Annotated in this window: 4 protein-coding genes; 2 read left to right on the plus strand and 2 right to left on the minus strand. The window is 33.7% G+C overall.

What is annotated here, in order from left to right:
* Positions 1-34 precede the first annotated feature (34 nt).
* Positions 35-847: a UbiA prenyltransferase family protein gene (locus DPIF8902391_RS09560; RefSeq protein ID WP_172505666.1), complete on the minus strand. Its 813-nt coding sequence runs from the start codon at positions 845-847 to the stop codon at positions 35-37.
* Between the two features lie 128 nt (positions 848-975).
* Between DPIF8902391_RS09560 and gcvP the strand changes: the two genes are divergently transcribed.
* Positions 976-3,831 carry an aminomethyl-transferring glycine dehydrogenase gene (gcvP, locus tag DPIF8902391_RS09565; RefSeq protein WP_172505667.1) on the plus strand — a complete coding sequence of 952 codons (2,856 nt, stop codon included), beginning with the start codon at positions 976-978 and terminating at the stop codon, positions 3,829-3,831.
* A 400-nt stretch (positions 3,832-4,231) separates the two neighbouring features.
* Entirely contained in the window at positions 4,232-5,401 is a 1,170-nt protein-coding gene (locus DPIF8902391_RS09570) for a histidine decarboxylase (RefSeq protein WP_172505668.1), read from the plus strand.
* Positions 5,402-5,537: 136 nt separating this feature from the next.
* Here the strand turns inward: DPIF8902391_RS09570 and DPIF8902391_RS09575 are convergent.
* Positions 5,538-7,539, minus strand: a 2,002-nt coding sequence (locus DPIF8902391_RS09575; RefSeq protein ID WP_172505669.1) for an Ig-like domain-containing protein, incomplete at its 5' end; no start/stop codon positions are given.

The following is a 7,539-nucleotide window of genomic DNA, read 5'->3' on the forward strand; positions in this document are numbered from 1 at the left end:
TTTAAAAAGATTTTATTTTTTTATCCATAGCATATCAAGTTATTAGCAATAAAAGCCACCAAATAATAGGAACTGACTCTACAAAAAATGAGCTATAATAAGTTGATTGTTTTTCTGAACAACGCATTAATAAAACCAAAAGAATCATAAAAACCACCAAAAAAACCTGTTTAAAATTAGTATTTGACGTTATTATAAATTCTAAAAACAAACAAAGTGTTACTAAAACATAGCCTACTTTTTTGGTTTGCTGAACCCCTATTTTTTTAGGAATGGTTTGCAAAGAAATAGCGTCATACTTTACATCTCTTATATCAAAAGGCAAAATTAAAACCACCACAAACAAAAAACGCTGCAATCCTATTAAATAAAGAGAACCCGAAAAACTAGCGCGCGTATCAAAAAAAGGTAAAAAAACCGTTATTCCCGCCCAAACTAACGCAACAATTATGATTTTTAAATAGCCGATACTTCGTAAGTTTTTTTTAAAGCCACTAAAAAAAGGAACGGCATATAAAAGTGTTAACAATCCGAAGGGACTAAAAAAGAGCACTGTTTGTAAACTTAATTTAGTAAGATAAAAACACATCATTAAAAAGCAAAACAACGAAAAAATTTGAATAATTTTTAAATGCCTTGTCAAACTTTTATGATACAATTTAGCAACTCCTGCATATTTTACAAAGTTATAACCCGTAATTGTAGCGTAAAAAATAAAAAATAACAACGATTTATTGTATTCCAATCTAAAATATAGCCCCGTAATGCAAACAAAAGAACAGACCGCTAAGGCTACGTGAATACTAGCATTTATATAAAAATTAAATAGTTTTTTTAGCAAATTCATTACACAAAAATAGTTTTTATGTTTAGAACCATTACATTTAGTTAATAAAATATCAGTTTTAAGCCAAAAACATACTATAAAAATTACACTTTTTTGTTATTTTTGATGGACTAAAAAAACAACACAGAATGAACACAAATTCATTTCAACTAAGACATATTGGTCCTAATTCAAAAGGACAAGAAAAAATGCTAGAAACGATTAAATCTGATAGCATAGACCAATTAATTTTTGAAACAATTCCTGATGATATTCGCCTTAAAAACGAATTAGATTTAGCTCCTGCAATGAGTGAGTATGAATATTTGAATCATATTACTGAATTAGGTGCAAAAAACAAGGTTTTTAAAAGTTACATCGGATTAGGATACAACGAGGCAATTGTGCCTAGCGTTATTCAGCGTAATATTTTAGAAAACCCAAGCTGGTACACCGCTTATACGCCATATCAAGCAGAAATTGCACAAGGACGTTTAGAAGCATTGTTAAATTTCCAAACCATGGTTTGCGATTTAACAGGTATGGAACTTGCAAACGCATCTTTATTAGACGAATCAACTGCTGCTGCTGAGGCAATGGCGTTATTATTTGATGTACGTGAGCGTGCTCAGAAAAAAGCGGGTGTAACCAAGTTTTTTGTTTCTGAAGATATTTTACCACAAACATTATCGGTTTTACAAACACGTTCAACGCCTATCGGAATTGAATTAGTTGTAGGAAATCATGAAGAATTTGATTTTTCTGAAGATTTTTTCGGAGCTATTGTTCAATACCCAGGAAAACATGGGCAGGTTTGCGATTATACTGAATTTGTTGCCAACTGTAACGAAAAAAATATAAAAGTAGCTGTTGCTGCCGATATTTTATCATTAGTAAAATTAAAAGCACCTGCTGAATTTGGTGCTGCCGTAGTAGTAGGAACCACACAACGTTTTGGAATTCCATTAGGTTACGGAGGTCCTCATGCTGGTTATTTTGCTACCAAAGAAGCTTACAAACGTAGTCTTCCTGGTCGTGTAATTGGTGTTACTAAAGATGTTAACGGTGGTCGTGCATTGCGTATGGCCTTACAAACTCGTGAGCAACATATTAAGCGTGAAAAAGCGACTTCTAATATTTGTACTGCACAGGTTTTATTAGCTGTTATGGCAGGAATGTATGCCGTTTACCATGGTAAAGATGGTTTACAATATATTGCTGACAGAACTCATGCTGCAGCAAATACTTTAGCAACTGCTCTAGAAACACTAGGTTTCAAACAAAAAAATAGCGCCTATTTTGATACTATTTTAATTGAAGTTGAAGCTGAAAAATTACGCACTGTTGCACAAGCAAACGGAATCAACTTTAATTATATTGATAACAACCACGTTTCTATTTCAGTAAATGAAACCGTTAGTTTAAAAGAAATTAATGCCATTGTTGATTGTTTTGAACAAGCATTTAACCTACAAAATAGTACTGTTACACAATTAACAACAACAGTAGCAATTGCTCCTAACGTTTTAAGAAACACTTCTTTCTTAGATAATGACGTATTTAATACCTATCAGTCAGAAACTGAAATGATGCGTTATATCAAAAAGTTAGAACGTAAAGATTTAGCGTTAAATCATTCCATGATTTCTTTAGGATCATGTACCATGAAATTAAATGCTGCTTCTGAAATGTTACCTTTAAGTAATGCACAATGGGGAAATATTCACCCATTTGTACCATTAGAACAGGCTGAAGGATACCAAACAGTATTAAAAAACCTAGAAGAACAATTAAACGTTATTACAGGTTTTGCAGGAACTTCTTTACAGCCAAATTCTGGTGCACAAGGAGAATTTGCAGGATTAATGGTTATCCGTGCGTATCATGAATCAAATGATGATGCTCATAGAAATATCTGTTTAATTCCTGCATCGGCACACGGTACAAACCCAGCATCAGCAGTTATGGCTGGTATGAAAGTAGTGGTTACCAAAACCGATGAAAAAGGAAATATCGATGTTGAAGATTTACGTGCAAAAGCCGAAAAACATAAAGATAATTTAGCCGCTTTAATGGTTACCTATCCATCAACGCATGGAGTATACGAAAAAGCGATTAAAGAAATCACCCAAATTATTCATGATAACGGTGGGCAAGTTTATATGGATGGTGCAAATATGAACGCACAAGTAGGATTAACAAACCCTGCAACAATTGGTGCTGATGTTTGTCACTTAAACTTACATAAAACATTTGCTATTCCTCATGGAGGTGGTGGACCAGGGGTTGGACCAATATGTGTTGCGCCTCAATTAGTACCTTTTTTACCTACAAGCCCATTAATTCCAACAGGTGGTGAAAATGCAATTACTGCTATTTCTGCTGCTCCTTGGGGATCTGCTTTGGTATGTTTAATTTCTTACGGATATATAACCATGTTAGGCGCTAAAGGATTAACAGATTCTACAAAAAACGCTATTTTAAACGCCAATTATATTAAAGAACGTTTACACGGTCATTACGAAACCTTATATTCAGGAGAAATGAATAGAGCGGCACACGAAATGATTATTGACTGTAGAGATTTTAAACAAAACGGAATTGAAGTAGTTGATATTGCAAAACGTTTAATGGATTACGGTTTTCACGCACCAACAGTTTCTTTCCCAGTAGGAGGAACAATGATGATTGAGCCTACGGAATCTGAAAATATAGCTGAATTAGATCGTTTTTGTGATGCTATGATTGCTATTCGTAAAGAAATTTCAGAAGTAACCAAAGAAGACGCAAATAACCCGTTAAAAAATGCACCGCATACACAAGCGATGCTAACTGATGACCAATGGGATTTACCATATACGCGTCAGCAAGCGGCATTTCCTTTAAGTTATGTTGCCGATAATAAATTTTGGCCTTCTGTTCGTAGAGTAGATGATGCTTTTGGCGATAGAAACTTAATTTGTTCTTGTAACCCAATTGAAGATTATATTGATGAAGAAGCTTAAAATCTTCTTTATAAATTTTTTATAAATTCGAAAACCTCACTAGAAATAGTGAGGTTTTTTTTTGAAATTATTTTTCTATATTTATTTTATTTGAAGCTATTCCCGCTTTGCGCACTCGCTTTTTTTATTTTTAAAAGAAAAATAAAAAAGAGCTCAAACAATTGCTTCAATCGGGGCTAAAAACCAGAACGACCTTAAAAAAAGCACATGAATTCATCTTTTTTATCAGAAAATAATATCTTTATAAAACTGTGTTTTTTCTATTAAAAGTATTCCTAAAACATAGTTTTAGATTTTTTATCTATATAAATAAAATAAACAGAAAAATAATCTAAATTTTAACCTAAACACTGACTATTATTATTGATTCTGCTACTTTTGATAGCTAAATATCATTACTATGGCAGGTTTTAAAAATTTATCCGAAGAAAATCAACAAAAATTAAATACACTAAAAGAACAATTAACCACCGCTCGTGATGGTTTTTTAGGCTACCCCGTTTCAAAAGATTTTGATTACTCCGCCTTAAATGAGTTCTTTCAGTTTCCTATTAACAATTTAGGAGACCCATTTGAAAAAGGAACATACCAAGTACAAACTCACGAAATGGAACGCGAAGTAATTGCTTTTTTCGCCAAATTATTTAGGGCAAATCCGAAAGATTTTTGGGGTTATGTTACCAACGGAGGTTCTGAAAGTAATTTGTATGGTTTGTATCTTGCACGTGAATTATATCCCAAAGCAATTGTTTATTATTCCGAATCTACACATTATAGTATTCGCAAAAATATTCATTTATTAAACATCCCTAGTATTGTTATAAAAGCACAAGAAAACGGTGAAATGGATTATAAAGATTTTAAGAACACCGTGCGTATGAACCGCCATAAACCCGTTATTGTTTTGGCTACTTTTGGTACGACTATGAAAGAAGCAAAAGACGATATTTCTAACATAAAAAACATTTTAGCAAGCCTAGCAATTCAAGACCATTATATTCATTGTGATGCGGCCTTGTCTGGTTCCTTTGGAGCTTTTATGCAACCTCGCCTACCCTTCGATTTTATGGATGGAGCTGATAGTATTTCTATTAGCGGACATAAATTTATAGGATCTCCAATACCAACGGGCGTATTAATGGCAAAACGCTCCAATAGAGATCGAATTGCCAAAGGAATTTCCTATATCGGCTCGTTAGATACTACCATAACAGGTTCTCGCAACGGACATTCACCACTTTTTTTATGGTACGCCTTAAAACAATTGGGTGTTGAGGGTTTACAAGAACGCTATCAAAAGAGTTTAGAAGTTGCGCAATATTGTGAAACTTCACTAAAAAATATTGGTATTAAAGCCTGGAGAAATCCGAATGCAATTACCGTAGTTCTGCCTAAAACATCTAAAAAAATTAAAGACAAATGGCAATTAGCAACCGAAGGTGATATTTCACATATAATTTGCATGCCAAATGTAACGAAAACCCAAATTGATGCATTTATTGATGATTTAAAAAATTGCGATGAACCAACAACTGAACCCGAAATTCATTTTGATTATTCATTAACATAAAAACAACTTATAACTACAAAAAAACACGAAGCGATAACTTCGTGTTTTTTGTTATAAAACTTATTTTTTAAGCATTTAGAAACTATTCTTTTCAGATGATTTCTTAGTCATTTACTGCTTTTACACTTTCATTTTTTTATCTATTAATGTATAACCAACCTGCTTTTGCTTTTGAACCATCGCCTAAATCAATAACATAATAGTAGGTTCCTACTGGTAATTTTTCATCAACAACTAGTGTTGTTCTTCCGTTTGAAATTCCTTTAAATGAAACACTTTCATTATTATATCCTGAAGCTTTATAAACTGTATTTCCCCATCTATTGAAAATCTCTACCGTATTATTTGCATATTCTGGCCTATCAATACAAGAAATAAAGAAACTATCGTTTTCACCATCATTATCAGGTGTCATAATATTATAAGGCGTTCCACAAGGAAGTGATTTATCTATAACTACAATCGTTACTGTTGTTGTACCACAATTTACAGGGATAGCACCATTTTCACATATTTGATATTCTAACTCATAAGTTCCTGGAGTAGCTTCCGGAGCAATTGTTATCGTTCCATCAGGGTTAAACACAAATCCATCTTCGTTCATTCCGTTTGGATTTGGCGTTAAGGTTACCTCTCCTTCTGCTGTTCCTAGAACGACTTGAGATCCATTTAAAGTATCTTTATCTGTTACAGATTTTGTAGTTTCACCTACTAATAAAGGTGTTTTAGTGTAATCATCTAGCACTGGTTCAATTACTGATATTACATTTATTGTAACCGTTGCTGTTGAACAACTTGATGTTGGAGTATCATCATCACATAAAATATATGTAAAAGTGTCTTCTCCGATAAATCCTAAAGCGGGTGTATAATAGAATGTTCCATCGCCATTAGTTACAACCGTTCCTCCTTTAATACTTGTTGCATCAAAACTAGTGATTGTTGCATTGTCTAAAACAGTATCATTATCTAAGACATTTACGGTAGTTATAGGCGTATCTTTCAAAGTCGATGCTGTGTCATTTTCTGCTAGTGGATTTCCAATACAATCTACGGTTGTGGTTACTTCTTCTGTAATATATGTTTTATCAAAACTACAAGGGTCATTAGGATCTGTACCTCCTAAAGTTTCAATACCATCTAACACCCCATCACCATCAGTATCTGATTTTGTTGGGTCGGTTATTGTTCCGTTAGGATTTGCTGGAGTACTCGAATCATCAACTCCCGTAAGCTCTTCATCACTAGTTAAACCATCGTTATCACAATCTGAGGTTCCTAATGTAATTCCTCCGTTATGATCACAAGGATCATTTGAATCTGTTCCATCAAGAATTTCTTGATTGTCACTAATTCCATCGCCATCGGTATCTAAAGACGTCCCTACTGTTACCGTTACCATTGCTGTTTGACAATTCACTGGATTTGCGTTATCACAAACCGTATAATCAAAAGTATCTGTTCCTGTAAAATCCGTATTTGGAACGTAGGTTACAACGTCATCACTCGGATCGTTTGGCGTGTTATTTGGATCTGTAATTTCAACTGTTCCATTGGTTGGTGTCGTTGTCGAAATTGTTCCTGATGTTGGGATATTCACATCATTTTCAAAAACATCCACTTCAACTGGCGTGTTTATTTCTGTTGCTGCTGGATCATCCTTAATTATATCTTTTGGAGTTATTTTAATATCTAATGTTGAATTTACATCATCGCCACTTCCATCGGTTAACGTGTAATTTACTGTTGGTACAGTTCCGTTATAATCAGTTGCTGCTTCGAATTTGTAAGTTCCATCAGCATTTAAAGTAATTGTTCCGATTGGGTTTCCTGAAGCGTCTTTTATAATGGTTGGTGTTCCTAAAGTTAAAACTGTTGGTGTTCCATCGCCGTTAATATCGACTGTTGCATTTTTTACCGTTACAACGCCATCTGCGGATGTTGTTCCATCTAAAACAGTATCTGTTAAAGTTGTTCCTTCGTCGATTGTTTCTGTTTCATTTTCATCGGTAAAAGCATCATCTTTTGGAGTGATTTTAATATCTAATGTTGAACTATTCGTGTCTGTTGCATCATTATTATCTACAATATCGTATCCTATTGTTGGAACTGCTCCGTTATAATTTTCCGCGGGAGTA

Source organism: Tenacibaculum finnmarkense genomovar ulcerans (assembly GCF_900239495.1).
In the GTDB taxonomy this organism is placed as follows: Bacteria; Bacteroidota; Bacteroidia; order Flavobacteriales; family Flavobacteriaceae; genus Polaribacter; species Polaribacter ulcerans.